Genomic DNA, 26,456 nt, shown 5'->3' with positions numbered 1-26,456 from the left:
AAGGGCGCACTCCCTCCGCGGTCATTGCGAGGAGCCCTTGCGACGAACAAGCAGCCTGAACAGGAGACATGGGCAACATGGTGAGCAACCCCAACGTTCGGGCTGGCCAGTGCCATTGCGGAGCGGTGCGTTTCGAGGTGACGCTCAGTGACGGTTTCAATTCGATCCGCCGTTGCACTTGCTCTTACTGCAGGATGCGAGGTGCCGTCGTCGTCATGGCGGAAATGGGCGGGATCAAGTTCCTTCAGGGCGAGGATGAGCTCACAAGCTACCGCTTCCATACCGGATCAGCGCAGCACTTCTTCTGTTCCCGCTGTGGAATATACACACATCATCAGCGACGATCTGATCAGACTCTCTATGCCGTCAACGTGGCTTGCCTCGACGGGGTAAGCCCATTCGATTTTCCTGAGGTGCCTGTCATGGATGGCATCAATCACACTAACGACACCGGCAAGCCAACGCGCCGAGCAGGCACACTCCGCTTCATCCGAGCCAACTAACTATCGCTGTCGGCCGACGACCGCCCGGCCATGCTCTCGGCTATTGGCTTTGACGCAGTGCCTCGCGGATTGCGGCAGCAAGTCGGGCAGGATTGTCCACAGCGATGTTGCGCAGGCTCTCACCCCCGCGGCGGGGTCCTGCGCTTCACCGCGTGCCGGCGCGGCGAGCGTGTCACGCGGGGGCGAAGGCGGGTTACGGCGGCTTCACGGCGCGGCTTGGCTTGGGCTGGGCCGCGGGCGAGGTCCATCAGCATGCGCAGCGCCTCGACCACCGAGCGCTGACGCACCGCGGTGCGGCCGATGGCGCCAAAGCGATGCTCGCGGTGGACGATGCGGCCGTCGCGCGCGGCAACGGCAAAATGGACGAGGCCAACCGGCTTGCCCGGCGTGGCGCCGCCGGGGCCGGCAATGCCGGTGATGGCGACCGCAAGATCAACGCCGGCACGCTCCAGCGCGCCGACCGCCATCGCTGTTGCGGTCTCCTTGCTGACGGCGCCGAAATTCGTGAGCGTGCTCGCCTCGACCCCTAACATCGCGCGCTTGGCGTCGTTGGAATACGTGACGAAGCCGCGATCGATGACATCAGAGGAGCCGGGGATGTCGGTCAGCGCGCCGGCAACGAGGCCGCCGGTGCAGGACTCAGCGGTCGCGATCGTCAGCTTGCGCATCCGGCACAGGTCGAGCAGCGAGCGGGAGAGGGCGCGTGCGTCGCTGCCGGCCATGGCCTAAGCACTCCAAGTCTTCTCGTTAAACGGCAGGCGGATGGTGGCGCTCGCGGTGGCCGCGATGCCTTCCTCGCGGCCGGTGAAGCCGAGCCGCTCGCTGGTGGTCGCCTTGACCGCGACGCGGGAGATGTCGACGCCGGAAATCTCGGCGATGCGCGCGCGCATGGTGTCGCGCAAGGGGCCGATCTTCGGCCGTTCGCAGATCATCGTCACCTCGAGATTTGCGACGCGTCCGCCGCGCTGGGTGACGCGCTCGATGGCGTATTTCAAAAACTGGTCGGAGGAAGCGCCCTTCCATTTCAGATCGCTCGGCGGGAAGTGCGAGCCGATATCGCCGTCGGCGAGCGCGCCGAGGATGGCGTCGACCAGCGCATGCAGGCCGACATCGCCGTCGGAATGGGCCAGAAAGCCTTTGGTGTGCGGCACGCGCACGCCGCAGATCATGAGATGGTCGCCCTCGCCGAAGGCGTGCACATCGTAGCCCGTGCCCGTCCTGATGTCGCCGAGCAGGCTGGCCAGCCGCGCTTCCTCGCGCACGAAATCCTCGGGAGTGGTGAGCTTCATATTGGCAACATCGCCTTCAAAGGTTGCAACCGTCAATCCCGCCCATTCGGCAATCGCGGCATCGTCGGTGAAATCGCGGCGCCCGTCCCTAGCCGCGCGACGATGCGCTTCGAGGATGGTGTCGAAACGAAAGGATTGCGGCGTCTGCGCAATTCGCAACCGCGACCGGTCCGGCGTGTCCTCGACATTGCCGTTCTCGCCGGTGACCTTGATCGTGTCGGTGACGGGAACAACGGGGATCGCGGCGCCGGTGCGGCCGGCCGCATCGATCGCGCGGGTGATCACGCCTTCCGAGACGAAGGGGCGCGCGGCGTCGTGGATCAGGACGACGTCGGGCTTGTGCTTGGCGAGCGCTTCGAGACCGGCGAGCACCGAGGCCTGCCGGGTCGCGCCGCCATTGACCGGCGGCTCGTGGCTGAGTCCTGCGACCGCTGCCGTGAATATGGCGCTGTCGTCGGGGTTCACGACCGGCTGAACCGCAAACACGTCCGCGTGGCGGCTGAAGGCCTCCATGGCGCGATAGATCACCGGCACGCCGCCGATCTCGCGATATTGCTTGGGACCACCGGCGCCTGCGCGCAGGCCGCGTCCGGCCGCGACGAGAACGACTGCGGTGCGCTGTGATTTCGCCATAGGACTCAAATACTCAATTGAGAATGAAGAGAGAGTCGGGGAGTGGGGTGATTGCCGCATGCCTCTAGCACGACAGGCCCGCAAAAAAAGGGGTTTCCCCGGATTGTGGGAAACAGCATTTTGCTGCACTGCACTTGAAAGATCTGCAGAACTGTCTAAACTGTAGGCATGACGCTTGACTGCACAAGAATTGTGCGCAAGATAGGTCATGGGAGGCGCAATGAGGCCCTGCCAACGCAACGAGACCCCTGTGACCGGCCCGGCAGTATCAGGCACTAAGCCGTTGAAGATAGGCGATATTGATGTCGCCACCCCGGTCTTCCTGGCGCCGATGTCGGGGGTGACGGACTCGCCCGTCCGCCGGCTTGCCGCCGAGCTGGGGGCCGGTCTGGTCGTATCCGAAATGACCGCCAGCGACGAACTCGCCAACGGCCATCGGATGTCCCGGTTGCGCTGCGAAGCCACCGGAATCGGTCCGCACGTGGTCCAGCTCGCCGGTTGCGAGACGCATTGGATGGCGGAGGGCGCCCGGATCGCCGAAGCCGAGGGCGCTGACATCATCGACATCAACATGGGCTGTCCGGCCCGTCACGTCACCGGCGGCCAGTCCGGTTCAGCCTTGATGCGCGACCTCGACCACGCCGTCAGCCTGATCGAAGCGACGATCGCGGCGGTGAAGGTGCCGGTGACGCTGAAGATGCGGCTCGGCTGGGACGACCGCAGCCGCAACGCGCCGGAACTGGCGCGGCGCGCGCAGGCATCAGGCATCAAGCTCGTCACCGTGCACGGCCGCACCCGCTGCCAGTTCTACAAGGGCGAGGCCGATTGGGACGCGATCCGCGCCGTGCGCGACGCCATCTCCATTCCGCTCGTCGTCAATGGCGACATCACCACTTTTGAGAAGGCGCTCGCGGCGCTCGAAGCCTCCGGCGCCGACGCCGTGATGATCGGCCGCGGAGCGCAGGGACAGCCCTGGCTGCCCGGTGAGATCGGCCGACGCCTGAAGGGCGGGGCGGCGGAAGCCACGCCGTCGCTCGAGACACAGCTACATTATGTCCGCACGCTCTATGAAGGCGTCTGCGCGCTCTACGGTCTGCGCATTGGTCTACGGCACGCGCGAAAACATCTCGGCTGGGCGCTCGACGTCGCCGCTGATGCGAGTCGTACGCCGGCCGAGAAGCTGAAATCCTGGCGTCAGAAAATCCTCACCTCGGAGGATCCGCGCCTCGTCCACCGGTCACTGCAAGATGCCTTCGACGACTTCGCATGGAGCGCTGCTGCATGAGCTCAGCCGCTGAACATCGTCGGCCGTTTCCGTCCGACAGCGATGCCATCCTGGACGCACTGCCCAATCCCGTGCTCATGATCGGGCCGGACGGCAAGATCGTCGCCGCCAACATCGCAACCGAAGCCTTCTTCGATATCTCGACGCAGTTTTTGAAGCGCCAGTCGCTGAAAGAGCTGGTGCCGTTCGGCAGCCCCTTGCTGGCGCTGATCGACCAGGTGCGTTCGTCGAACGCGCCGGTCAACGAATACAAGGTCGATCTGGGCACGCCGCGCATGGGCGGAGACCGCCAGGTCGATCTGCACGTTGCTCCCGTCACGGAGCGGCCCGGCCATATCGTGGTGATGCTCCAGGAGCGCTCCATCGCCGACAAGATGGACCGCCAGCTCACCCATCGCAGCGCCGCGCGCTCGGTGATCGCGCTCGCCGCGATGCTGGCGCACGAGATCAAGAACCCGCTCTCGGGCATCCGCGGCGCGGCGCAGCTCCTGGAGCAGCAGGCCTCCTCGGAAGACCGCATGCTGACGCGGCTGATCTGCGACGAGGCCGATCGCATCGTGACACTGGTCGACCGCATGGAGGTGTTCGGCGACGAACGTCCCGTGGTGCGCGGCCCCGTCAACATCCATTCGGTGCTCGATCACGTCAAACGACTGGCGCAGTCGGGCTTTGCCCGCAACATCCGCTTCGTCGAGGACTATGATCCGTCGCTGCCGCCGGTGCTGGCGAACCAGGACCAGCTCATCCAGGTGTTCCTCAACCTCGTGAAGAACGCCGCCGAAGCGCTGATCGACGTTCCCGACGGCGAAATCCAGCTCACCACCGCATTCCGCCCCGGCGTGCGCCTGTCAGTCCCCGGTCAAAAATCCCGTGTATCCCTTCCGCTCGAATTCTGCGTGAAGGACAACGGACCAGGCGTGCCTGACGATCTTCTGCCCAACCTGTTCGATCCCTTCGTGACCACCAAGCAGACCGGCTCGGGTCTGGGCCTCGCGCTGGTCGCAAAGATCATCGGGGATCACGGAGGCATCATCGAATGCGAATCTCAGCCGCGCAAGACCACCTTCCGCGTGCTGATGCCGATGTATTCCACATCGGTGAAACATGCCGATCAAAGCAGTCGCGACGGCTCTGCCGGGAAGTCGTCGTCTGCGTCACAGGGGGCGAAATGAGGATTAACGATGCCCGCAGGTAGCATTCTCGTTGCTGATGACGACACCGCCATCCGCACGGTTCTCAATCAGGCACTATCGCGCGCCGGCTACGAAGTGCGGCTGACCGGCAATGCCGCGACGCTATGGCGCTGGGTCAGCCAGGGGGAGGGCGATCTCGTCATCACCGACGTGGTGATGCCCGACGAGAATGCCTTCGACCTGCTGCCGCGGATCAAGAAGATGCGGCCGAACTTGCCGGTCATCGTCATGAGCGCGCAAAACACCTTCATGACGGCGATCCGGGCCTCCGAGCGCGGCGCCTATGAATATCTGCCAAAGCCCTTTGATCTGAAGGAGCTGATCGCCATCGTCGGCCGCGCGCTGGCCGAGCCGAAGGAGCGGATCTCGACGCCGGACGAGGACGCCGAGATGGAGGCGATCCCGCTGGTCGGCCGCTCGCCGGCGATGCAGGAAATCTATCGCGTGCTGGCGCGCCTGATGCAGACCGACCTCACCGTGATGATCACGGGCGAGTCCGGTACCGGCAAGGAGTTGGTGGCGCGCGCGCTGCACGACTACGGCAAGCGCCGCAATGGCCCCTTCGTCGCGGTGAACATGGCCGCGATCCCGCGCGACTTGATCGAATCGGAACTGTTCGGCCATGAGCGCGGTGCGTTCACCGGCGCCAACACCCGTGCCTCCGGCCGGTTCGAGCAGGCCGAAGGCGGCACGCTGTTCCTCGACGAGATCGGCGACATGCCGATGGAGGCCCAGACCCGCCTGTTGCGCGTGCTTCAGCAGGGCGAATACACCACGGTCGGCGGCCGCACCCCGATCAAGACGGACGTGCGGATCGTCGCGGCTTCCAACAAGGATCTGCGCGTCCTGATCCAGCAGGGCCTGTTCCGCGAAGATCTGTTCTTCCGTCTCAACGTCGTGCCGCTGCGGCTGCCCCCCTTGCGCGAGCGCATCGAGGATCTGCCCGATCTCATCCGTCATTTCTTCGCGCTCGCCGAGAAGGATGGTCTGCCGCCGAAAAAGCTCGACACGCTGGCACTCGAGCGGATGAAGCAGCACCGCTGGCCGGGCAACGTGCGCGAGCTCGAGAACCTCGCCCGACGCCTCGCGGCGCTCTATCCGCAGGACGTGATCACGGGCTCCGTCATCGACGGCGAGCTGGCGCCACCCACGGTCAGCCCGGGTGCCGCAGTCCAGCATGGCGTCGACAATCTCGGCGGCGCCGTGGAAGCGTATCTCTCCTCGCACTTCCAGGGCTTCCCGAACGGCGTGCCGCCGCCGGGCCTCTATCACCGCATCCTGAAGGAGATCGAGGTGCCGTTGCTCACGGCCGCGCTCGCCGCCACCCGCGGCAACCAGATCCGCGCGGCCGATCTGCTCGGCCTCAACCGCAACACCTTGCGGAAGAAGATCCGGGATCTCGATATCCAGGTCTATCGGAGCGGGGCCTAGTCTTCGCGGAGCTGACGGTGGCTCAGCTCCGCCTGTCAAGGCGGAGCTGAGCCTGTCCGGATCGCGCTGGCCGTTGTGGCTGACGCGGTGGGCAGAAGTCCTGACCGGACTGAAATGTTCCTCCGGAACCTTCAGATGGTCATTCAGCCGCGCGACGCGGCTTGGTACCTATCTGACAAATAAGCCCGATACCGGCATCGCGCTGGCGACATTCGCCGCCGGCTCCTGCACCCCGAGGCCATTGACCAGGAGGTCGGCGGCGACGATCAGCAGCAGCACGGCCGACACCATCATTGCGAGAAAGAACCTGTCCATATCGGTCAAGCCGCCGGGGCGGGAATCCGTTCCCGCCAGCGGCATGCGGCTGTGGATTCGCCGGTCGCTCGCGGCGGGGCGCCGCGGAATTGTCGCAATTTGGCAACAATGTGGTACGAATACATCAGTATCCGCCCGCCGCGGACCCGTTTTCAGCACCCATTGCCGGAATGACCAGCGCAGACACCTCGGCCGCATCCTTTGACACGGCCCTAGCGGAAGAGCCCCGGCGTTGGTCGGCGCGACGCTGGCTGGCGCCCTTTGCCGTGGCGCTGGCCCTGCTGTCGGCCTTGCTCACCTTCCTGGTCCTGACCGGCCTCACGTCGATCGAGCCGACTCCGGCGGTTGTCCGTTCGTTCTATCTGATCAATGCGGGCACGATCCTGCTGCTGGTCGGCATCATCATCCGCGAGCTCTGGCAGCTGATCCTGGCGCGACGGCGGGGCAGGGCGGCGGCGCGCCTCCATGTCCAGATCGTCAGTCTGTTCTCGATCGTGGCGGTGCTGCCCGCCGTACTGGTCGCCGTCGTCGCCAACGTCACCATCGAGCGCGGCCTCGACCGCCTGTTCTCCGGACCGACCAAGGAGGTGATCCAGAACTCGCTGACGATCGCGCGGGCCTACATGCAGGACCATGCGCAGCTGATCCGCGGCGACATTCTCGGCATGGCCAACGACATCGCCCACGCGCGGCCGCTTTACGACCAGGATCGCCGTTCGTTCCGCGAGTTGCTGACCTCCAGCGCCGGCTCGCGCAATTTGCCGGGCGCGATGATCATCGACAAGAACACCAACATTCTCGAATCCGCCGACACCGGCATGCGGCTGGCCTACTCGCCGCCGGCGCCGGACTTCCTCAGCAACGTCAACGAATCCGAGCCCGAGATCGCGGTGCTGCCCGATGCGAGCTTCGTCGCCGCGGTGGTCCGCTTGCGCGCCTTCAGCGACACCTTCCTCTACGTCGCGCGGCCGCTCGATCCGAATGTCGTCAACCAGCTCAAGCAGACGGAGGTCAGCGTCGCCGAATACGCCCAGATCGAGTCGCGCCGGCTCGGCATCCAGGTCGCGTTCGCGCTGATGTTCGCGGTGATCGCGTTGACCATCCTGATGGCCTCGGTGTTGATCGGCCTCAACTTCGCCAACTCGCTGGTCTCGCCGATCCGCCGGTTGATGAATGCGGCCCAGACGGTCTCGACCGGCGATCTCCATGTGAAAGTGCCGGTGCACCAGTCCGAAGGCGATCTCGCCCAGCTGGGTGAGACCTTCAACAAGATGACGGAGGAACTGCGCAGCCAGCGCGACGAGCTCGTCAATGCCAGTGAGCTCATCGACAGCCGCCGCCGCTTCATCGAGGCGGTGCTGTCGTCCGCAAGTGCCGGTATTATCGGCGTGGATACCTCAGGCAGCGTCGGCATTCTCAACCGTTCCGCCGAAAAGCTGATCGGGCACTCCGAAGCCGAGACGCTCGGTCATCCGCTCTCCGACGTGCTGCCCGAGCTCGAAGAGATGATGAAGACGGCGCGGGAAGGGACCCAGCGCCTGGTGCAGGGTCAGATCACGATCACGCGGGACGGGCAGGAACGCAATCTGTCGGTCCGCGTCAGCGCCGAGAAGACCAGCCAACCGCACGACAGCTACATCATTACGCTCGACGACATCACCGACTTGGTGTCGGCGCAGCGCACCTCGGCCTGGGGCGACGTCGCGCGCCGCATCGCGCACGAGATCAAGAACCCGCTGACCCCGATCCAGCTCTCGGCCGAGCGTATCCGACGCAAGTTCGGCAAGGACATCACCGAGGGAAAGGACAAGCAGATCTTCGAACAGTGCACCGACACCATCGTGCGTCAGGTCGATGATATCCGCCGCATGGTCGACGAATTCTCGCGCTTTGCGCGGATGCCGAAGCCGGTGATGGAGGGTGAGGACGTCGCCGACGCCGTGCGGCAGGCGGTGTTCCTGATGAAGGTCGCCCATCCCGAGATCGATATCGAAGCCGAGTTCAAGGAAGACCCGCTGCGCGCCCAGTTCGACCGGCGGCTGATCTCGCAGGCGGTCACCAACATTGTCAAGAACGCCACCGAAGCAATCGAGCAGGTCCCCCTGGAGGAGCTCGGAAAAGGCCGGATCGACGTCGTGGTCTCGCGCGAGGGCGAGGACGTGCTGATCGACGTCGTCGACAACGGCATCGGCCTGCCCAAGGTGGCGCGCTCGCGCCTTCTTGAGCCCTATGTGACAACACGCGCCAAGGGCACCGGCCTTGGGCTGGCGATCGTCGGCCGCGTGCTTGAAGACCATGGCGGGCGCATCGAACTGAAGGACGCCTCCGACTTCCGCGAGGGCCAGCGCGGCGCCTGGATGCGGATGCGTTTTGCGATCTCCGGCGCTCCCGCGAAAAGCGAGGGCGCCGAACCGGCGGCCGAGGCAACGACCAAGCCGGAAATCAAGGAAACGGTCACGCAATCCGTCAATGATCCGGAAACAAAAGAGGCGGCCGCCGAAACCAAAGAGGCCGCTGAAAAGACCAATGATTCAACGAAGATCGAAGCCTCAACAGGCAGCTGAGAAAACAGGCGCGACCCATGGCAAGTGAAATTCTGATTGTCGATGATGAGGCCGATATTCGGGATCTCGTTGCGGGCATCCTCGAAGACGAGGGTTTCGTGACCCGGACCGCGCGCGACAGCGATACGGCGCTCGCCGAGATCGCCAACCGCAGGCCGCATCTGGTGTTTCTCGACATCTGGCTGCAGGGCTCCAAGCTCGACGGCTTGCAGCTGCTGGAGCAGGTCAAGAAGGACAACCCCGATCTGCCGGTCGTGATGATCTCCGGCCACGGCAACATCGAGACCGCGGTCGCCGCGATCAAGCGGGGCGCCTACGACTTCATCGAGAAGCCGTTCAAGACCGACCGGCTGATCCTGGTCGCGAACCGTGCACTGGAGAACTCGCGGCTCAAGCGCGAGGTCAAGGAGCTGAAGCAGCTCGCGCCGAGCGCAAGCTCGCTGGTCGGCCGCTCGCCCAGCATGAACCAGCTGCGCCAGACCATCGAGCGTGCGGCCAAGGCCAACAGCCGCATCCTGATCGTCGGCCCCGCCGGCGCCGGCAAGGAACTGACCGCGCGCACGCTGCACACGGCCTCGGGCCGCGCCGACGGTCCCTTCGTCGTCATCAACGCCGCCGCGATCACGCCCGAGCGGATGGAGCACGAGCTGTTCGGCATCGAGCAGTCCAACGGCGAGCACGCGCGCAAGCCCGGCGCGCTCGAAGAGGCCCATGGTGGCACGCTGTTCATCGACGAGATCGCGGACATGCCGCGCGAGACCCAGAACAAGATCTTGCGCGTGCTGGTCGAGCAGTCGTTCCAGCGGGTTGGCGGCACCGGCAAAGTCCAGGTCGACGTTCGCATCATCTCCTCCACCGCGCGCAATCTGGAAGAGGAGATCGCGGCCGGCCATTTCCGCGAGGATCTCTATCATCGGCTCTCGGTGGTGCCGATCCGCGTGCCCGCGCTGTCGGAGCGACGTGAGGACATCCCGGAATTGATCGACTACTTCATGGACCAGATCTCGTCGGGTAGCGGTCTGCCGAAGCGGCAGATCGGGCAGGACGCGATGGCGGTGCTGCAGTCCCATGTCTGGCCGGGCAATGTGCGCCAGCTCCGCAACAACGTTGAGAGAGTCATGATTCTGGCCGCGGGCGGGCCGGAGGTCATCATCACGGCCGACATGCTGCCGCAAGACGTCGGCTCAATGGTGCCGGCGATGCCGACCAGCAACAATGGCGAGCACATCATGGGCCTGCCGCTGCGCGAAGCGCGCGAAGTGTTCGAGCGCGACTATTTGATTGCACAGATCAGCCGCTTTTCAGGAAATATTTCTCGCACGGCCGAGTTTGTTGGCATGGAACGCTCGGCGTTGCACCGGAAACTGAAGGCGCTCGGCGTTGGCTAACGCCGCGACGTCGCGCGGATAGGCGAGGAAACTCATCGATTTCCGTAGTTTTTCGGGGCAATACGGCGTCGCCTGCCCTGTGAAGCGGCTTGCCTAATAAGCCCACCTGTCCTCTAATTGGACCGCTGTCCCTCCGAGGGGGATCTCATGAGGGACGGCAACCGGACGAGGACCCGAATCTTCAAAAGAGGGCCGCAACCGGCGCAATAAAAAGAAACTCAAAGCGAGAAAAAAACAATGGCGGCAGACCGCGCACAAAACCTGCAGGACACCTTCCTTAATCACGTTCGCAAAACCAAAACGCCACTGACGATCTTTCTGGTCAACGGAGTCAAGCTCCAGGGCATCGTGACCTGGTTCGACAATTTCTGTTTGCTGCTTCGGCGCGACGGTCACTCGCAGCTCGTCTACAAGCATGCGATCTCGACCATCATGCCGGGCGCTCCGATCCAGTTGTTCGAAGGCGGCGAGGATCAGCCGGCTTGAGAGTGATCTGATTGGAACCCCGGAATTTCGACGGGGAGGCCGACCGCCCGCGGTCGGCAGGGGATAGGCAGACGGGGCGGGTGCTGGTCATCGGCCCCTATTTGCGGGTGCGCGCAGGCAACGCCGACGCGCAATCGGAAGCTCATGTCCTGCGTGACGCAGAAGCCCGGCTCGACGAAGCCGCCGGCCTCGCGCGCGCGATCGATCTCGTCGTTGCCGACGCCATCATCGCGCCGATCAACCAGATCCGCCCAGCGACCTACATCGGCAAGGGTAAGGTCGAGGAGATCGCCGGGCTCGCCAAGAGTCTCGACGTCGAGCTCGTGGTGATGGATTGCGCGCTTGCACCGATCCAGCAGCGCAATCTCGAGAAGGAGTTGCATGCAAAGGTGCTCGACCGCACCGGGCTCATCCTCGAAATCTTCGGCCGCCGCGCCAAGACCAAGGAAGGCTCGCTCCAGGTCGAGCTCGCGCACCTCAACTACCAACGTTCGCGCCTGGTGCGCTCATGGACCCATCTCGAACGCCAGCGCGGCGGCTTTGGATTCATGGGCGGTCCCGGCGAGACGCAGATTGAAGCCGACCGCCGCCTGATCCAGGAGCGCATCTCGAAACTCGAGGGCGAGCTGAAGAAGGTGCAGGCGACGCGGCGCCTGCATCGTGCGGGACGCCAGCGCGTGCCGTATCGCGTGGTCGCGCTGGTCGGCTACACCAATGCCGGCAAGTCGACGCTGTTCAACCGCCTGACCCGTGCCGAGGTGCAGGCCGCCGACATGCTGTTCGCCACGCTGGATCCGACCCTGCGCGCGCTCACCCTGCCGCACGGCGGCAAGGCGATGCTGTCGGACACCGTCGGTTTCATCTCCAACTTGCCGACGCAGCTCGTCGCCGCCTTCCGCGCCACGCTGGAGGAGGTGCTGGAGGCCGACGTCATCCTGCATGTGCGCGACATCTCGCACGACGACGCCGAGGCGCAGCAGAGCGACGTCGACGCCGTGCTGCGCCAGCTCGGCATCAACCCCGATGACAGCAGCCGCATCATCGAGGTTTGGAACAAGATCGACCGTTACGATGCCGAACAGCGCGAAGAACTTTTGAACATCGCCGCGCGCAGACCCGAAGATCATCCGGCGATGCTGGTCTCAGCCGTCTCGGGTGAGGGGATCGACACGCTGCTCGCCGCAATCGAGGAGCGGCTCGCCGCCAAGCGCATCACGCTCGACCTCTCTATCGATGCCTCCGACGGCGCCGGCATCAGCTGGCTGCATCGCAATGCCGAAGTGCTGGTCAAGGAACTGCACGACGGCAGGTTCGACATGACCGTGCGGGTGGACGAGACCAAGCGGGATATCGTGGTGAACCGCTTCGACGCCGTGCCGCGCGCATCTGCATAACAGGTGTCGTCCCCGGGGAAGGGCGGAGTTAGCTGCGGGCTTCCTCGCGTCCGTCTGGTACCGGCCTCTCGTCGCCCTTCGCCGCGTTCCACAATGCGTCCATCTCCGCCAGCGATGCTTGCTCCAGCGTCCGTCCTTGCGCCGCCAGCGCCCGTTCGATGAACGCAAAGCGCCGCTCGAACTTCGCGTTGGTCGCGCGCAGCGCGGCTTCCGGATCGGCGTCAACATGGCGGGCGAGATTGACCAGCGCGAACATCAGGTCGCCGGTCTCTTCCGCAAGCCCCTCGCTGTCATTGCGGTCGAGGGCGGCCTCGATCTCGTCGGCTTCCTCGCGGATTTTTGCCAGCACTGCGCGCGGATCGTTCCAGTCGAAGCCGACGGCAGAAGCCTTGCGCTGCAGCTCCATGGCGCGTGTCAGCGCGGGCTGGCCGGCCTTGACGCCTGACAACAGCGATTTGTGCGAAATCTCCTCCGGCGGCCGCCGCGCGGCGCGCTCGGCTTTTTCCTCAGCCTTGATGCGGTCCCAGACTTCCTTGACGTGGGAGGAGGCGAGATTGCCGTTCGTGTCGGCGAAGACGTGAGGATGGCGCCGGATCATCTTGCGGGTGATGGCCTCGACGACATCTCCAAAAGCGAAAGCCTTCTGCTCCTCGGCCATGCGGGCGTGGAACACCACCTGCAGCAGGAGATCACCGAGCTCCTCGCAGAGGTCGTCGAGATCGCCGCGGCTGATGGCCTCGACCACCTCATAGGCTTCCTCGATCGTGTACGGCGCGATCGTCGCAAAATTCTGCTCGAGGTCCCAGGGGCAGCCGGTCACCGGCGTGCGCAGCGCCGCCATGATTTCGATCAGGCGGGAAATGTCGCGGGAAGGGGTCATTGCGGGGCGGTCTCCTGGCTCTCAAGCCTTATGCCAAAAGCGGGCCGCCGTTCCCAGCGTAGCGCGGCGGAACGGGCCGATTTCCACGGGTTGGCGGGCCAGATTGGCGAGCAGCGTGCGCAGTGCTAAAGCGCGGACCATGAGCGACGTATTTTCATCAGAAACCGCGTTGGTGCTGTTTTCCGGCGGCCAGGATTCCACCACCTGCCTCGCCTGGGCGTTAGGCCGTTTTGCGCGCGTGGAGACGCTGGGGTTCGATTACGGCCAGCGCCATGCCATCGAGCTTGCCTGCCGCGATCAGCTGTTCGAGGGCATCAAGGGCCTGGGCACGGATTGGGCGTCCAGGCTTGGTGAGAACCACACGCTGTCGATCCCGACGCTCGCCGCCGTGTCCGAGACGGCGCTGACGCGCGACGTTGCGATTGCGATGGGCGCCGACGGCCTGCCGAATACGTTCGTGCCCGGCCGCAATCTGGTGTTCTTGACCTTCGCCGCGGCACTGGCCTACCGGCGCGGCATCAGTCACATCGTCGGCGGCATGTGCGAGACCGACTATTCCGGCTATCCCGATTGCCGCGACGACACCATCCGCGCCATGCAGGCCGCGTTGTCGCTCGGCATGGCCCGCAAGTTCGAGCTGCATACGCCGCTGATGTGGATCGACAAGGCCGCGACGTGGCAGCTCGCGCATGATCTCGGCGGCGAGGGGCTGGTCGATCTCATTCGCGAGCAGTCGCACACCTGCTATCTCGGCGAACGCGGCGCGCAGCATGATTGGGGCTATGGCTGCGGCGAGTGCCCGGCGTGCAGCCTGCGGGCGAAGGGATGGCGGGAGTACGTGGCGAGACGCAAATAGCGCCCGATCTCCGCTGTCATCGTCCGCGAAGGCGGGCGATCCAGTATCCCGGAGAGCACGCTTGAGCCGAGACGCCGCGGCGTACTGGATTCCCCGCCTTCGCGGGGAATGACAGCGCTGTTTGGGGCGACTACCGCGCAAAATCCTCGTCCCGCAGCTCGACCGGCTTGCCGTGCGGGGTGCGATCCGCGGCGTGATCCCAAGCATCGCGATAGCGGTGCAGGGTTTCCGTCGAGGCGACGCCCTTGCGCGCAACCAGTGCTTCCAGCGTGGCGAGCCAATGGAGATAGTAGGTCTCGGCCGTATCGGGATCGCCGGCCGCCTGCGCGCGCTTGATCTCGGAGGCCAGGGCCGCCGCCCATTCGGGCCAGGTGAATACGCCGCGCTCGTGCAGCGTCAGCGCCATTGCAAACGCGTGCGCCTCCCAGGGGGCGCGGAACACGGGGCCGTCGTCATCGCGGGGAATGCTCGGGATCGCTGCCGTCGCGGCGGTAGCAGCCGTGCTGCTCATCATGCCGGGTCCAGATAGGGCTCGAACGCGTCGATGGACACCTTCAGGGTCGGATCACCGTCCGCGCCCCAGAGATCGCGGCCCTCGAACACCACCGTGTAGAGCCATTGCGGATTCTCGCCGAGCTCCATCGCGGCCGAATCCGGAAACACGTGACAGCCATGGTTGAGCTCGACGACACCGGCATGGCCGCGCACGTAACGCGGCAGCCGCGTGTGGGTCGCCGGATGGATGTTTTTCGCGCGCACGCGGTCGCCGATCCTAAATTTGGCCGGGACCGGAGCAGGGCGGGCGAACTTGCCGCGCACCATGATGCGCTCGACATCGTCGCGCTCCAGCCTGCCGTGCTTGAGCGCCTTCGCCGGCTGCACCGCATGTCCGGCGGCGACGTCCTCCCGGGTGAGATAGCCCTTCTCGACCAGCATCTCCTCGAGCCCGAGAAACCACTTCGTGTAGTAGGAGCTCGAGAGATAGACATGCGGCGGGATCGTCTCGCGATAGAAGCGCGAGGTGTCGATGTTGAAGGCGCCGGCCGCGCCCATCGCGCGCACCATGGCGAGAACACGCGACTCCCATTCCTCGTGGAACACCGGCTCGTTCGGCTCGGGCTCGACCTTGCCGAAGCCGTCCATGCCGCCCATGTCGTGCACGCCGTTCATGACGGCGCCCCGGGCGCCTTTGGAAAGCCGGTGCCGATCATGGAATCCCGCGTGACAAGCCCGGCGAGCTGCTCCTCGCTCCAGCCGTCCGTGCCGTCGGGGCGCATCGGCAGCACCAGGAAGCGCGTTTCTGCGGTGGAATCCCACACCCGGATCTCTATTTCCCTGGCGACCTGCACGCCGAAATCGGCGAGCACGCCGCGCGGGTCCTTCACTGCGCGGGAGCGGTAGGGCGCGGCCTTGTACCAGACCGGCGGCAGCCCCAGCATTTCCCAAGGGTAGCAGGAGCACAGCGTGCATACGACCATGTTGTGACGCTGCGGCGTGTTCTCGACGACGACGAGATGGTCGCCGACGCGGCTGACATGGCCGAGCGTGCCGATCGCCTTCGAGCCGTCCTCCAGCAGTGCCTTCTTGAACGCCGGATCGCTCCAGGCCTTGGCGACGACGCGCGCGCCGTTATGGGGGCCGATCCTGGTCTCATAGGCCTCGATGATGGCATCGAGCGCGGCCGGCTCGACATAGCCTTTTTCGGTCAGGATCGTTTCGAGCGCGCGCACGCGCAGCTCGGTCTCCGACAGCTCGGAATGATCGTGATCGTGGTGATGATGATGGTCGCTCATGGGGCAAAGATAGTCCCAGAATCCGGGCCTTGTCGAGGCGAAGACTCTGCTAACATCGCACCATGGGCTGGGCTGCAAGAACCGGAATAACCGCCGCAATCGCGGCTTTTGGCGTACTCGCAGCGCAGGATGCGCGCGCCGCGAATGGCGCCTATGCGGTCGATGCCGCCGACATTTCCGAGGTGGGCTCCTGCAAGGTGGAAAGCTGGATGTCGGCCGCGACCAACACCGATTTTTCTGCGGTCGCCAATCCCTCCTGCGTCATCGACCCCTTCAGGCCGATCGAGCTCAGCCTGCAGACCATTCGGGCCCGGAGCGATGGCGACTTGAGCACGACGGTTGCTCCAAAAGCCAAGACGAATTTCGTCCCGACCGGAATAGGGCGGTGGGGATTGTCGGCGTATGGCGCCGGATCATTCGACGCGGCGACCGGCGATGCCCTGTCCGCCTTTGCCGTCATCCCCGCGACCTTCCGCCTGTCGGAGACCATGCGCATCAACGTCAACGGCGGCTGGCTCTGGGATCGCACGGTGGATCGCCACTACCTGACCTACGGCATCGGTTTCGATTGGAAATTCACCGACACCTTGCAATGGACGATCGAGGCGTACGGGCAGGCCGGCGCCTCCGAGATCGCAAGCGTCGTGCAGCCGCGTTTCCAGACTGGTGTCCGCTGCCGACCGAACGAGATATTCTCCGTCGACGTGATCTACGGCCGCAACATCACCGGCGAAAATGCCAACTGGATCACCATCGGGACCACGATCCGGTTTCCGGTCCGCGGCGGCGAGCCCGAGCATCACCGCAACGGGCATTTGTGAGCGCGAGGAAAATCAGGGCCAGGGCGGCAGAAGGCCGGCCAAGGCATTGATCGCGCCGCGGACAGTCCGTATACGCCGCGTTGCGACAATAGCGGCTCGGTCAACGGGCCGGATGAACACGACGGCAATCGAGGGGGAGGGCCCATGACCGCTAGCTCGGAGGCGCCTGAGGCGAAAGGGTCTCGCTGGAAGCTAATCGCGCCGATCGCGGTGTGGCTGGTGATCTATCTGTGGCCGGTGCCGGCTGGGCTCAATGTCAATCAGTGGCACTATTTTGCCGTCTTCGCGGCCGTCATCACTGGGCTCATCCTGGAATCGATGCCGGTCGGCGCGGTCGGCCTGATCGGGCTGACGGTTGCCGGCGTCAGCGGCTATATCGATCCCGATCCGACCAAGTCGTTGCGCTGGATGCTGGCGGGCTTTGCCGAGAGCACCGTGTGGCTGATCGTCGGCGCCTTCGTGTTCTCGATCGGCTATCGCAAGAGCCAGCTTGGCCGGCGCATTGCACTGGTGCTGGTGCAAAAGCTCGGCCGCAACACGCTCGGCCTCGGCTATGCGGTGGCGATGTCGGACTTTTTGCTGGCGCCGGCGACACCATCCAACACCGCCCGCAGCGGCGGCATCGTCTATCCCATCATCAGCAACATCCCGCGCATCTACGGCTCGGAGCCGGGGCCGACCGCTGGCAGGATCGGGACCTACGTGATGTGGACCGCGTTCGCGTCAACCGCCGTCACCAGCTCGCTCTTTTTCACCGCGCTCGCGCCCAATGCGGCGGCGCTGGCCATCGCCAAGAAGACCGTCGGGGTCGAGGTGAGCTGGGCGCAGTGGTTCTTGGGCTTTGCGCCGCTGGGGCTCCTCCTGATGGTGCTGGTTCCGCTGCTGAGCTATCTGGTCTGCCGTCCCGAGGTGAAGAGCAGCCCGGAAATTTCCGAATGGGCGGCAAGGGAGCTCGCGGAGATGGGCCCGATGTCGCGCAACGAGTGGATCATGCTGGCGCTGATCGTGCTCGCGATGTTCCTGTGGATCGCGGGCTCGAGCCCGGACATCCGCGTGCCGCTGTTGGGCTCGAACTTCGTCAACGCCACCACGGTGGTGTTCATCGTGATCTCGCTGATGCTGGTGACGGGCGTGATAGAGTTTGCCGACATCGTCGCCGAGAAGAGCGCGTGGGAGGTGTTCTTCTATTTCACCTCGCTGTTGACGCTGGCTTCGGGTCTCAACGAAATCGGCTTCATCAAATGGTTCGCAACCGAATACGCAAAACCGCTCGCCGGGCTGTCGCCCTCGACCGCGATGCTCCTGCTGGTCGCGCTGTTCTTCTGGATCCACTATTTCTTCTCGAGCATCACCTCGCATGCCGCCGCCGTGCTGCCCGTGGTGCTCGCGGTCGGATCCGGCATCCCCGACCTTCCGGTCACGACGCTCGCCATGCTCTGCATGTATTCGCTCGGCCTGATGGGCGTGATCTCGCCTTACGCGACGGGACCGGCGCCGATGTATTTCGGCAGCGGCTATATCGGGAAGGGCCAGTTCTGGGCTTTTGGGCTGATCTTCGGCGTGCTCTATTTCGCGGGGCTGCTGCTGATCGTATTACCGTGGTTGCAGGTCCACTGAGCAGGGCGCGAGGCCGATCCGGCGGCAGATGAATTTTCTTCACCGGGGCGGGATTTGGAAAACTTCGTCCAAACCCACGCAAATATCTGACATTGCAAGACAGACCTGGAAGGGCGATGGTGTGTGCTGCGATGCAGCGCGCCCGACCCGAGCCCTCATCGCGGTTTCACCCTCCGTCGCGTGATGCGACCCGGTTACCGGATGTCCCACGGCAGGCGGAACTATTGTGCATGAAGGCCGCCTCCATGAACGTCCACCCGTCGCTCGCGATCGGACAGCCGATCGAAACGCTTGACGCTATCTCACCTGACGCGACTTCACCTGCCGCGACTGCGCCTGACGCGATGGTCCGTTTCGAAGGCATCTCGAAAACCTATCCAGCCTATCGCGGAAAGCCCGGCGTCAATGCCCTGCAAAACATCGACTTCGCGATCCCGCGCGGTTCGATCACCGGCGTCATCGGTCGCTCCGGTGCCGGCAAATCGAGCCTGGTCCGGCTCATCAACGGGCTGGAGAGGCCGACCACGGGCCGCGTCGTCGTTGATAACAGAGATATCTCGGCGCTCACGGGCCGCGACTTGCGGCTGGCGCAGCGCTCGATCGGCATGATCTTCCAGCACTTCAACTTGCTGTCCTCACGCACGGCAGCCGCCAACATCGCGCTGCCGCTCGAGATCGCCGGCTGGGCCAAGGCGGACATCCGCGCGCGCGTGGCCGAGCTGCTTGAGCTGGTGGGCATCGCCGACAAGCACGACCGCTACCCGTCAGAACTCTCCGGCGGCCAGAAGCAGCGCGTCGGCATTGCCCGTGCGCTCGCGACGCGGCCGAGCGTGCTGCTGTCGGACGAGGCGACCTCGGCGCTCGATCCGCAGACCACGCGGGCGATCCTCGATCTGCTCGCGAACATCAACTGCGAGCTCGGCGTGACCATCGTGCTGATCACTCACGAGATGTCGGTGGTGCGCCAGCTCGCCAGGGACGTCGTGGTGCTCGACGCCGGCCACGTCGTCGAGAGCGGCCATGTCGCGGATATCTTCACCCATCCCAAACATCCGATCACGCAATCCTTCCTCGCAGAGGTCATCGGCGACACCCTGCCGGTGTCGCTGGCGAGCCGGATCGTTTCAGAGCCGCCTGCGGGCGGACAGGCCGTGATCCGCGTCCATGTGCGCGGGGCAGGGGCTGGCGACACGCTGGTGGCACGGCTGGCGCGCGAGCTCGGCCTCGACGTCTCGCTGCTGTCGGCCCGCATCGACGAGATCGGCGGCCAGCATGTGGGCTCGCTGACGCTTGGTATCCCTCTCGGCGTTTCCGGCGAGGACGCAACAACGCGGACGCTGGCCTGGCTCTCACAATATCAACTTCCCGCGGAGCGCCTCGGCTATGTCGCCTGAACTCATCAACCTGATCATCCAGGCCACCGGCGAGAGCCTGTACATGGTCGGCCTCGCGGCGTTGATCGGCACCGCCTTCGGTCTGCCGCTCGGCGTCTTTCTCGCCACCAGCCGGAAAGGCGAGCTGTTCGCGGCGCCCGTTGTCAATCGCGTCCTCGGCATCGTCGTCAATGCGACGCGGTCCACGCCCTTCATCATCCTGGTCGTCGCCATCATCCCGTTCACGCGCTTCGTTGCCGGCACCTCGATCGGCTCGACGGCCGCGATCGTGCCGTTGACGATCGCATCGGCACCGTTCATCGCGCGCCTGGTCGAGGCCGCGATCCGCGAGGTCGATGGCGGCCTGATCGAGACGGCTTCCTCGTTCGGGGCCTCGCCGATCCAGATTGTGCTCAAGGTGCTGATCCCCGAAGCACTGCCGGGGCTCCTGCTGGCGCTGACGCTCGCAGTGGTCAGCCTGCTCGGCTATTCCGCCATGGTCGGCGCCGTCGGAGGCGGAGGCCTGGGCGATCTCGGCATCCGCTACGGCTATCAGCGCTTCATGCCGGAGATGATGCTCGCCGTGGTCGTGGTTTTGATCGCGCTGGTGCAGCTGGTCCAGAGCGCCGGCGATTATCTCGCGCGCAGGGTCAATCGCCGGCTGCGGCATCGCTGACGCCATTCGAGACATTTCGGACAAGAAGATTCTTGTCCGTTTGGAAACAGTCCAATCTCAGAGACACGACTGAGCGCATTCGTCGCATGCGTTGCGCACGTGTCTGGAGAAATTCTAACGCTGTTCCTATCGCACTCTGAAAACGCCTGCGTTAGGGCGAGGCATCAAAAACCATACCGGCGAAGCCGGCAGTGCGTGGGGCCTCGACGACGTGACCGACTTCCAATTTCTTTCGCGCTCCGACGCGCGTCGTCGACAGATACTGGTGCTTTTCCGCGGCGCGGCCGGCGCATTCGCTCTCGTCGTTCCCCTCGGTGCCGTGGAGGCGCAGACGCAGATTCCCGCCGTCACCGTCGAAGCCCCGGCTCAGCGCGTCCGTCCTGCGGCGGTCGCTTCGTCGCGACAGTCAGGGCCAACACGTACCGCGCGCGCCAATCGTCGCTCTCCGGCGCAGCAAGCCGCGCCAACCCAATCGGCATCATCGAACGGCGCCACGGGTGAACGCGCCAATGGTCCCGTGCGCGGTTTCGTTGCGACGCGCAGCGGCACCGCGACCAAGACGGATACGCCGCTGATCGAAACCCCGCAGTCGGTATCCGTCGTCACGACCGACCAGGTCAGAAACCAGGGCGCGGTCTCGATCGGCGAGGCGCTGCGCTACACCGCCGGTGTCAGCGGCGACGTCAATGGCGGTTCGGACACCCGCTTCGGCGCCCTCCAGATCCGCGGCTTCGACACGACCATGTCAGGCCTCTATGTCGATGGCTTGCGGATTCCCTCCAGCAATTACGTGCACTTCAACGGCCTCGATCCCTACGGCGCCGAGCGCCTCGAGGTTCTCAAGGGCCCGTCCTCGGCGATGTATGGCGGCAGCGGCACTGGCGGCATCCTCAACTATGTGACCAAGCTGCCCACGGCGCAGCAGTTCGGCGAGGTCTCGATCTCCGGCGGCAGCTTCAACCGCTATCAGGGCCAGTTCGACATGGGCGGTGCCGCCAACAAGGACGGCGCCGTATTGTGGCGCCTGACTGGCGTCGTCCGCGACGGCGAGACCCAGGTCGATTTCACCAAGGACAACCGTGTCTTCATCGCGCCCGCCGTCACGTTCAAGCCGAACGACGACACCACCATCACGATCCTCGCCAACTACCAGAGGGACCGGGCGGGATGGGGGCTCCAGTTCCTGCCGGCTTCGGGCACGGTATGGCCGAACAACGGCCGCACCATCCCGGTCTCGTTCTTCGCGGGCGTACCGGGCTTCAACGCGTTCAACACAGAGATCGCGACGGCCGGCTACCAGCTCTCGCACAATTTCACCGACAACATCACGTTCCGGCAGAATCTGCGTTACGCCTATCAGCACAACGAGGAAAAGACCTTCTACGGCACTGGATATACCGACCAGGCGGCGGGGCAGCTGGGGCGTTTTGGCAGCTACAGCAACTCGTACATCAACTCCTTCGCGGTGGACAACCAGCTCCAGGGCAAGTTCGTAACCGGCATCCTCAGCCATACCACGCTGGTCGGGCTCGACTATCGCAACACCACATTTCGCGACACCGCCTTTGCCGTCTCGACATCATCGCCGGAGATCAACGTCTTCAACCCGGTCTACAGCAACGACTGGACCCTCGGCGGCATGTACGACAACACCGGCGTCAAGCAGTCGCAGGTCGGCCTCTACGCGCAGGACCAGATCAAGCTCGGCCGGCTGTCATTCCAGCTCGGCGGCCGTCAGGATTTCGTGACGACGCAGCTCGACAGCGGTATCACCAACACCTCGTCCTCGAAGGATGCCTCGGCCTTCACCGGCCGCGCCGCCGTGATGTACAATTTCGACAGCGGCATCGCTCCCTATTTCAGCTACTCGGAATCGTTCCTGCCGGTGCTCGCAACCAGCGCGTCGGGACAGATGCTCAATCCCGAGACCGGCGTGCAGTACGAAGTGGGCGTCAAATACCAGCCGCTCGGATGGAACGCGCTGTTTACCTTCGCGGCCTTCGACCTGACACGCGACAACGTCGTCGTCTACGTGCCTGCAAGCACCTTTGCCGAGCAGACCGGGCAGGTGAAATCGCGCGGCATCGAACTCGAAGGCACGATGTCGCTGGCCGACGGCTGGAACCTGCGTGCCGCCTACGCCTATGTCGATGCCATGGTCACCCAGGATCCGGTGAATGTCGACAAGGCGCCGGTCACGGTGCCGCTCAACCGTGCTTCGCTGTGGAGCGATTACACGCTCCAGACCGGGCCGGCCGCCGGCCTTCAATTCGGCGGCGGCATTCGCTATGTCGGCGCGACCTGGGGCGATGATGCCAACACGTTCAAGGTGGGATCGGCAACCGTGCTGGATGCGCTCGTTGCCTATACCAGGGACAATTGGCGTCTGTCGCTGAACGTCACCAACTTCGCCGACACACGCTATGTCGCGGCCTGCTACGGCCTGTCCGGCTGCATGTATGCCGAGGGGCGCAAGGCGATCGGCAAGCTGACGTACCGCTGGTGAGCAGGGCAATCGCACGATGAGAGCGATATTCGGCAGATTGCATCGCTGGGCGGGACTGCTCACGGCCGGCTTCCTGTTTTTCTCCGGCATCACCGGCGCGATCATCTCGTGGGATCACGAGATCGACGACGTCTTGAACAGCCATCTGTTCGACGTCACCAGCAAGGGACCGGCCATTCCCTCGATCGATCTCGCGAAGATGATCGAGCAGCGCGATCCCCGCGCGCGCGTGGTCTACCTCTTCATGACGCCGGAGGAGGGTCACTCGCTCTGGTTCTTCGTCATGCCGCGGATCGATCCCGCGACCGGAAAGCGTTACACGCTCGACTATAATCAGATCTTCCTCGACCCCAACACCGGCGCGGAGCTTGGTCGCCGCTACTGGGGCGCTGTCTGGCCTGTGACGCGGGAAAACTTCGTCTCGTTTCTCTACAAGCTGCACTACACGATGCACATTCCGGAGTTCTGGGGCAGCGACCGCTGGGGCATGCGCGTGCTTGGCGTGATCGCCATCATCTGGACCATCGATTGCTTCGTCGGCTTCTATCTGACGCTGCCCTCGCGGCGGCGCGCCAGGGCGGCACGGGCACCCCAAGTCACGCGCCAGCTCGAACGCGGCTTCTGGGCGCGCTGGGCGCCGGCCTGGACCATCAAGACCTCGGGCAGTGCCTACCGGATCAATTTCGACATCCACCGCGCCTTCAGCCTGTGGACCTGGGGCGTGCTGTTCATCATCGCCTTCACGGCGTTCTCGCTGAACCTCTATTTCGAGGTGTTCTCGCCGCTGATGAAGATGGTGTCGAACTACACGCCGACGCCTTATGAGCAGCGGCCGTATCGCGATCTCGACGATCCCATCGAGCCCAAGGTCAGCTTCGCCGACATCGCCGCGCGCGCGGCGGCCGACGGCAAGGCACGAGGGTGGACCATCCCGGTCGGCTCGGTCAATTACGGCCCGGCCCATGGCGTCTATGCCGCCGCCTTCTTCCATCCGGGCGACGATCACGGCGCCGGCGGCGTCGGCCCGGCGCAGCTCTATTACGACAGCGAGGACGGCCGTCCGATCGGCGAACGGCTGCCCTGGGTCGGCACGGCCGCCGACGTCTTCGTGCAGGCGCAATTCCCGCTGCATTCGGGCCGCATCGTCGGGCTGTTCGGCCGCATCCTGATCTCGATCATGGGGCTGGTGGTGGCGGCACTCTCGGTCACCGGAATCGTGATCTGGTGGCGTAAGCGCCGCGCGCGTCTCCGCGTCCGCGAGACGGCGGCAATGCGCCTCGGCCGGCAGCTCAGGCCGGCGGAGTAGGGCTGCCGGCCGCTCGTCTCCGCCGCCAACGTGTTCAAATAAAAGTTGTGGCGTCACGCGACATTTCCTAAGGTTGCACGGGTGAGCGCTGCCGAGCGGCGCAGGTGATCATTCTGCCGGGGGCGTCCCATGACCACACCTTGTCACTTCGACTCAGCTCAGTTGACGTTCGCGGGATCGCCGATCGAACAGGCCCGCTGCCTGCTTCGCACCGTCAAGCGCGCCGGCAATGTCGACGAAGCCAGGGCCAATTTGCCGCCGGTCCTGTCTAGCCTCCTCGCCAATCCCCCCGCTCTAGGGGTGACCAAGGCGCAGGTGAGATCGTCCCTCCAGAAGCAGGGCATCGCCGAGAGCAAGGTTGGCGGCTCGGTGACGGATCGCATTTGCCACGCCAACTCCGACGACCCGAGCGCACCGCTTGCGCGCTATTTCGTCATTCACGACACAAGCTTCAAACTGGAGGCCGGACAAGACTTTGACCCGCATTTCATCAACACGGCCGCCTGGTCCGGCAACAAGCTTTCGGGTCTGCCAGACGGCAAGACCCACATCTACATCACGCCTCTCGGCGAGACGCTGACGGACCGGACCTACGGAACGCCTTGGCGCGCGACCCAGTTCGAAAAACCGAGTACCCGCTTCAGGGGACTGTTCCTGCATCACGAACTGGTGCAGCCGCGTATGGGTCCCGGCAACCATGACTTTGAGTCACCCGATCCTGGCTTCACGCCCGTCCAATATGCAAGGCTCGCGCTTCAATATGTCATCGCCGGCGTCAGGCGCGGCGCGTGGATGGTGCCGGTCTTCCACTGCGTTCTGGATCTGGGCATTGGCGACCACGACGACCCCCAGCATTTCGACCTAGCGGCCTGGGATGCGGCGCTCCAGACGGCCCTTGCCAAGGTCCGCGCCGAACAGCCCGAGCCTGCTGTTGTTGCCGTAGCGATGGGCATGGCCGCGCCGTCAGCAGAAGGAATCGCCACGCGTGCGCGGCGGACCAAGCCGCGGACAGGTGGACGCGCGAACGCATCGAAGAAGGCCAAGCCGCGCAAGAAGGCCGCGGCCGCAGCCAAGCGGCCGTCAGCCAAAACGTCGGTGCAGAAGACATCAGCGAAGAAGAAGTCCGCGAAAAAGAACTCGGCAGCCAAGTCGCGCAAGACCAAAGCGGCGCCGAAAAAGCGCAGCCGGAAGGCCGTTCAAAAGCGCGCCAGGAAGCGTGGCAAGAAGGAAGACAAGAAAGGGATCAAGAAGAGCAAGACTCGCACCTGATCGGCGTACTGCCATTGCAGCAAGCGAACCCGGAGTTGGAAAATGGCCAGATGTCCTTTCGCACGATGGATGCCCTTGCCCTGGAGCGCGGGTCAATACACCGCCCGACCTTTCAGGATTATCCATCACACCACCGAAGGATCGACAGCGGCCGGTGCGTTCGCGACCTATCAGCAAGGCCACGACATTCCGCACTTCACCATCGACGATCAGTTCATCTACCAGCATCTCGACACCGATGTCGCGGCACGAGCATTGGCTCACCCGTCAGGAACGGTTCAGACAAACAAGTACTCCGCGATCCAGTTCGAGCTGGTTGGCTTTGCCGGCAGACCCAAGAGTCACGCCAGTCTGACCAATGTCGGCCGGCTGTGCCGATGGATCGAAAGCACACACAATGTCCCGGCGATCTGGCCGAACGGCCTTCCCAATCCGCCCGATCGCGGCCGCGACCCGGGCCATCACAACCGCAACGAACCGAACTGGCGAACGCTTGGGGGCCATTACGGGCACTGCCATGTTCCGGAGAATTCACATTGGGACCCGGCCTATACCGCCGAGGAGGTCCAGACTGTGATGGCCGTGCCCGGGGCCGACGCCGAGCACCAGATCGTCGCGGAGACAGCGGCGCTGACTGACATGGCAGTCCGAGCCTCACGTCAGGCAAGGCCGGAACGGATAGGGCGGGAAAAAAAGGCAAGGGCAGCCAAGAAAGCCAACGGAGTCAAAAAAGCTGCCAAAAAGGCCACCAAGAAGGCTGTCAAAAAGCGGAAAGCGCCTGCGAAGCGCGGCAGGAAAGGTGGCCCGAAGGCCCGGTGAACCTTCCCGGCGGCACCGGCACAAAGCCTGGAGATTGTCCCAGACTTGCCGGAAATCGC

The 26,456-nt window shown here is 64.6% G+C and carries 24 protein-coding genes; 17 read left to right on the top strand and 7 right to left on the bottom strand.

Going from position 1 to position 26,456, the window contains the following annotated elements; all coding sequences use genetic code 11:
- Positions 1 to 77 precede the first annotated feature (77 nt).
- Positions 78 to 503: a GFA family protein gene (locus IVA88_RS21340; RefSeq protein WP_247500377.1), complete on the top strand. Its 426-nt coding sequence runs from the start codon at positions 78 to 80 to the stop codon at positions 501 to 503.
- A gap of 119 nt (positions 504 to 622) precedes the next feature.
- On the opposite strand, the gene IVA88_RS21335 is transcribed toward IVA88_RS21340, so the two are convergent.
- Together IVA88_RS21335 and IVA88_RS21330 are read right to left on the bottom strand one after the other, a co-directional pair.
- The gene (locus IVA88_RS21335; protein ID WP_247499149.1) at positions 623 to 1,225 is read right to left on the bottom strand and encodes a CinA family protein; all 603 of its coding nucleotides are present in this window, start codon (positions 1,223 to 1,225) and stop codon (positions 623 to 625) included.
- A 3-nt stretch (positions 1,226 to 1,228) separates the two neighbouring features.
- Positions 1,229 to 2,425 carry a bifunctional 2-C-methyl-D-erythritol 4-phosphate cytidylyltransferase/2-C-methyl-D-erythritol 2,4-cyclodiphosphate synthase gene (locus IVA88_RS21330; RefSeq protein ID WP_247499148.1) on the bottom strand — a complete coding sequence of 399 codons (1,197 nt, stop codon included), beginning with the start codon at positions 2,423 to 2,425 and terminating at the stop codon, positions 1,229 to 1,231.
- A 283-nt stretch (positions 2,426 to 2,708) separates the two neighbouring features.
- On the opposite strand from IVA88_RS21330, the gene dusB reads away from it, so the two are divergent.
- From dusB to ntrC, 3 genes are read left to right on the top strand one after another with little or no spacing between them, the layout of a single operon-like run.
- Positions 2,709 to 3,710, top strand: coding sequence for a tRNA dihydrouridine synthase DusB (gene dusB, locus IVA88_RS21325; RefSeq protein WP_247500376.1), 1,002 nt, complete (start codon positions 2,709 to 2,711; stop codon positions 3,708 to 3,710).
- On the top strand, positions 3,707 to 4,882 hold the full coding sequence (locus IVA88_RS21320; RefSeq protein WP_027566920.1) for a nitrogen regulation protein NR(II): 1,176 nt from the start codon (positions 3,707 to 3,709) through the stop codon (positions 4,880 to 4,882). Before dusB ends, IVA88_RS21320 begins: the two co-directional genes overlap by 4 nt.
- A 9-nt stretch (positions 4,883 to 4,891) precedes the next feature.
- Positions 4,892 to 6,334, top strand: coding sequence for a nitrogen regulation protein NR(I) (gene ntrC, locus IVA88_RS21315; protein WP_247499147.1), 1,443 nt, complete (start codon positions 4,892 to 4,894; stop codon positions 6,332 to 6,334).
- Positions 6,335 to 6,502: 168 nt separating this feature from the next.
- On the opposite strand, the gene IVA88_RS21310 is transcribed toward ntrC, so the two are convergent.
- On the bottom strand, positions 6,503 to 6,694 hold the full coding sequence (locus IVA88_RS21310) for a hypothetical protein (protein WP_247499146.1): 192 nt from the start codon (positions 6,692 to 6,694) through the stop codon (positions 6,503 to 6,505).
- A 125-nt stretch (positions 6,695 to 6,819) separates the two neighbouring features.
- On the opposite strand from IVA88_RS21310, the gene IVA88_RS21305 reads away from it, so the two are divergent.
- The 4 genes from IVA88_RS21305 to hflX all read left to right on the top strand — a co-directional run bounded on the left by IVA88_RS21305 (position 6,820) and on the right by hflX (position 12,481).
- Positions 6,820 to 9,213, top strand: coding sequence for a PAS domain-containing sensor histidine kinase (locus IVA88_RS21305; protein ID WP_247499145.1), 2,394 nt, complete (start codon positions 6,820 to 6,822; stop codon positions 9,211 to 9,213).
- A gap of 17 nt (positions 9,214 to 9,230) precedes the next feature.
- Positions 9,231 to 10,601 carry a sigma-54 dependent transcriptional regulator gene (locus IVA88_RS21300; RefSeq protein WP_247499144.1) on the top strand — a complete coding sequence of 457 codons (1,371 nt, stop codon included), beginning with the start codon at positions 9,231 to 9,233 and terminating at the stop codon, positions 10,599 to 10,601.
- Between the two features lie 237 nt (positions 10,602 to 10,838).
- Positions 10,839 to 11,087 carry an RNA chaperone Hfq gene (gene hfq / locus IVA88_RS21295; protein ID WP_007591126.1) on the top strand — a complete coding sequence of 83 codons (249 nt, stop codon included), beginning with the start codon at positions 10,839 to 10,841 and terminating at the stop codon, positions 11,085 to 11,087.
- An 11-nt stretch (positions 11,088 to 11,098) separates the two neighbouring features.
- Positions 11,099 to 12,481, top strand: coding sequence for a GTPase HflX (gene hflX / locus IVA88_RS21290; protein ID WP_247499143.1), 1,383 nt, complete (start codon positions 11,099 to 11,101; stop codon positions 12,479 to 12,481).
- A gap of 28 nt (positions 12,482 to 12,509) precedes the next feature.
- Here hflX and mazG read toward each other — a convergent pair whose 3' ends face one another.
- The gene (gene mazG / locus IVA88_RS21285; protein WP_247499142.1) at positions 12,510 to 13,361 is read right to left on the bottom strand and encodes a nucleoside triphosphate pyrophosphohydrolase; all 852 of its coding nucleotides are present in this window, start codon (positions 13,359 to 13,361) and stop codon (positions 12,510 to 12,512) included.
- Between the two features lie 139 nt (positions 13,362 to 13,500).
- On the opposite strand from mazG, the gene queC reads away from it, so the two are divergent.
- A complete protein-coding gene (gene queC, locus IVA88_RS21280; protein WP_247499141.1) occupies positions 13,501 to 14,217 on the top strand; it encodes a 7-cyano-7-deazaguanine synthase QueC in 717 nt (238 codons plus the stop codon).
- Positions 14,218 to 14,347: 130 nt separating this feature from the next.
- Here the strand turns inward: queC and IVA88_RS21275 are convergent, their stop codons facing one another.
- From IVA88_RS21275 to nthA, 3 genes are read right to left on the bottom strand one after another with little or no spacing between them, the layout of a single operon-like run.
- Positions 14,348 to 14,728 carry a nitrile hydratase accessory protein gene (locus IVA88_RS21275; RefSeq protein ID WP_247500375.1) on the bottom strand — a complete coding sequence of 127 codons (381 nt, stop codon included), beginning with the start codon at positions 14,726 to 14,728 and terminating at the stop codon, positions 14,348 to 14,350.
- Positions 14,728 to 15,387 (bottom strand): nitrile hydratase subunit beta, encoded by a 660-nt coding sequence (nthB, locus tag IVA88_RS21270; RefSeq protein WP_247499140.1) that lies wholly within the window; start codon positions 15,385 to 15,387, stop codon positions 14,728 to 14,730. The genes IVA88_RS21275 and nthB overlap by 1 nt, the downstream gene beginning before the upstream one ends.
- Complete coding sequence (nthA, locus tag IVA88_RS21265) at positions 15,384 to 16,010, bottom strand: nitrile hydratase subunit alpha (protein WP_247499139.1); 627 nt, start codon at positions 16,008 to 16,010, stop codon at positions 15,384 to 15,386. Before nthA ends, nthB begins: the two co-directional genes overlap by 4 nt.
- A 62-nt stretch (positions 16,011 to 16,072) precedes the next feature.
- Here nthA and IVA88_RS21260 point away from each other — a divergent pair, with 62 nt between their 5' ends.
- From IVA88_RS21260 to IVA88_RS21225, 8 genes are all read left to right on the top strand, one after another.
- Complete coding sequence (locus IVA88_RS21260; RefSeq protein WP_247499138.1) at positions 16,073 to 16,831, top strand: hypothetical protein; 759 nt, start codon at positions 16,073 to 16,075, stop codon at positions 16,829 to 16,831.
- 144 nt (positions 16,832 to 16,975) lie between these two features.
- Positions 16,976 to 18,448, top strand: coding sequence for a DASS family sodium-coupled anion symporter (locus tag IVA88_RS21255; RefSeq protein ID WP_247499137.1), 1,473 nt, complete (start codon positions 16,976 to 16,978; stop codon positions 18,446 to 18,448).
- Positions 18,449 to 18,678: 230 nt separating this feature from the next.
- Positions 18,679 to 19,842: a methionine ABC transporter ATP-binding protein gene (locus IVA88_RS21250; RefSeq protein ID WP_247499136.1), complete on the top strand. Its 1,164-nt coding sequence runs from the start codon at positions 18,679 to 18,681 to the stop codon at positions 19,840 to 19,842.
- The gene (locus IVA88_RS21245) at positions 19,832 to 20,497 is read left to right on the top strand and encodes a methionine ABC transporter permease (protein ID WP_247499135.1); all 666 of its coding nucleotides are present in this window, start codon (positions 19,832 to 19,834) and stop codon (positions 20,495 to 20,497) included. Before IVA88_RS21250 ends, IVA88_RS21245 begins: the two co-directional genes overlap by 11 nt.
- 517 nt (positions 20,498 to 21,014) lie before the next feature.
- Positions 21,015 to 23,003, top strand: coding sequence for a TonB-dependent siderophore receptor (locus IVA88_RS21240; protein ID WP_247499134.1), 1,989 nt, complete (start codon positions 21,015 to 21,017; stop codon positions 23,001 to 23,003).
- 16 nt (positions 23,004 to 23,019) lie between these two features.
- The gene (gene fsrB, locus IVA88_RS21235; protein WP_247499133.1) at positions 23,020 to 24,309 is read left to right on the top strand and encodes a siderophore utilization protein FsrB; all 1,290 of its coding nucleotides are present in this window, start codon (positions 23,020 to 23,022) and stop codon (positions 24,307 to 24,309) included.
- Between the two features lie 252 nt (positions 24,310 to 24,561).
- Positions 24,562 to 25,578, top strand: a complete 1,017-nt coding sequence (locus IVA88_RS21230; protein ID WP_247499132.1) for a hypothetical protein — start codon at positions 24,562 to 24,564, stop codon at positions 25,576 to 25,578.
- Between the two features lie 42 nt (positions 25,579 to 25,620).
- Positions 25,621 to 26,397 carry an N-acetylmuramoyl-L-alanine amidase gene (locus IVA88_RS21225; protein WP_247499131.1) on the top strand — a complete coding sequence of 259 codons (777 nt, stop codon included), beginning with the start codon at positions 25,621 to 25,623 and terminating at the stop codon, positions 26,395 to 26,397.
- Positions 26,398 to 26,456 lie beyond the last annotated feature (59 nt).

Origin of the sequence: Bradyrhizobium sp. 149, from assembly GCF_023073915.1 — a bacterium.
Lineage (GTDB): Bacteria > Pseudomonadota > Alphaproteobacteria > Rhizobiales > Xanthobacteraceae > Bradyrhizobium.
The sequence above is the reverse complement of the archived record's forward strand: the minus strand, read 5'-3'. Positions and strand labels throughout refer to the sequence as shown.